The 1,754-nt window shown below is 64.9% G+C and carries 2 protein-coding genes; both read right to left on the reverse strand.

Annotated elements, in window-relative coordinates; all coding sequences use genetic code 11:
- The coding region (locus EN991_RS34930; RefSeq protein ID WP_164769618.1) for an RNA methyltransferase at nucleotides 1–645 on the reverse strand (645 nt) is incomplete at its 3' end.
- Nucleotides 642–1,736 carry a class I SAM-dependent rRNA methyltransferase gene (locus tag EN991_RS34935; protein ID WP_013529577.1) on the reverse strand — a complete coding sequence of 365 codons (1,095 nt, stop codon included), beginning with the start codon at nucleotides 1,734–1,736 and terminating at the stop codon, nucleotides 642–644. The genes EN991_RS34935 and EN991_RS34930, both read right to left, overlap by 4 nt.
- Nucleotides 1,737–1,754: the final 18 nt, after the last annotated feature.

The following is a 1,754-nucleotide window of genomic DNA, read 5'->3' on the forward strand; positions in this document are numbered from 1 at the left end:
GCGGTAGTCGACGGCGAGTTTCAGGTGGGTTCCGGCGGCGAGGCCTGAAAACCCGCCTCGCCAGGCGAGGAAAGCCTCGGTTGTCGCCTTCGCCACCGGCACGGCAAAGATCGAACCCATGGTGGCACGCACCGTCTCCACGGAGAATGGATCAGTGGTATCGCCGACCAGGATGACGCCTTTGGCGCCGACGGCATCGACGGTGCGGATGACGGTGCCGAGATTGCCGGGGTCGCGCACCCGGTCGAGCGCCACCCAGACGTCGCCATTGTCAGCGCGGACATCCTTCAAGGCGAGGAATTTTTGCGAAAAGACGCCGACCACCATTTGCGGGTTGTCGCGACGGGTGATGGCGACCAGCACCTTCTCCGACACTTCGAGCACCATGCCGCCTGCCGCAACCGTGCGTGCGGCCACCTTCTCCACCGCAGCGTTGCCGCGCCCGGCCTTGGCGAAAACCAATGTCCTGATCTGCCAGCCGAGATCGAGCGCATCGATGACCAGCTTCAACCCCTCGGCCATGAAGGCGCTCTGCTGGTCGCGGAATTTCTTCTGAGCGAGCGCCTTGATGTCCTTGACCAGCGGATTGGCGAGGCTGGTGACCTCCTTCACCTGGCCAGGTGCGCCTGCATGCCGCTCGTTCATTCAGCCACCCAACGCGAAAACAATGAGGTCGATAGCGCCCGGCCGGCGGACTTTTCGCGGATGATCAACTCACCCGATTCAACCTTGCCGCCCATGCCGGCAAAGGTATCGCGCATCAGGGCGTGGATGGCGAAGAAGGAGGCGCGGATCGAATAGGCGGTCAGCACCACGGCGAGCGGCTTCGGCGTCAGGATCGCCCGGCAGAGGTCGGTCAAATCCGGCAGGTCCTCGAACAATTGCCAGACCTCGCCCTTGGGGCCACGGCCATAGGCCGGCGGGTCGAACAGAATGATATCGTAGCGGCTGCCGCGGCGCTCCTCGCGCTCGGCGAATTTGACCGCGTCGTCGACGATCCAGCGGATCGGCTTGCTGCCGAGGCCGGCCATCTCCTGGTTTTCGCGGGCCCAGCCGATCGCCTTCTTCGAGGCATCGACATGGGTGACCTCGGCACCGGCGCGAGCCGCCACCAAGGAAGCGAGACCGGTATAGCCGAACAGGTTCAGCACCTTGACCGGTCGCTTCGCCGCCGCGATCAGCCCGGCCATGTGGTCCCAGTGGGAAGCCTGCTCGGGAAAGACGCCGACATGACGAAACGAGGTGAAACGGCCGAGATAGTCGATGCCGTCATGCTTCATCGGCCAGGTCTCGCCGAGCGGCAGCTTCGGGAAACGCCAGCGGCCGATCCCCTCCTCGTCGGTGTCTCCGGTGAAGACGGCGTCGGCGCGCTCCCATTCCTTTGCCGGCAAGGCCTTTTGCCAGATCGCCTGGCCCTCTGGCCGCACGATCCGGTAGGGGCCATATTGTTCGAGCTTCTGGCCGGTGCCGCTGTCGAGCAGCGCATAATCGGCATTGGGCGCCACTTCCAGGATCACGGGAAGATGTTCAGTGGGCAGAGCGCCTTCGCGGCGGGCCAGGATGCGCGGCGCCGAGTTCGGTTCGGAACGATTTTCCGTCTTCGCCTCATGGCGCTCGCGCGGTGGCGCTTCCGGTCTGGCAGGAGCCTGGCCGGGACGCGGGCGTGACACGTCCGCCGCACTCTTGGCGGATGGATGTGGACGGTTGTCGCGGCGTTTGTCGCGAAAAGACTTCAAGCGGGGGCAACTCCGAAC

The organism is Mesorhizobium sp. M7A.F.Ca.US.005.03.2.1 (genome assembly GCF_003997795.1).
GTDB classification, from domain to species: domain Bacteria; phylum Pseudomonadota; class Alphaproteobacteria; order Rhizobiales; family Rhizobiaceae; genus Mesorhizobium; species Mesorhizobium ciceri.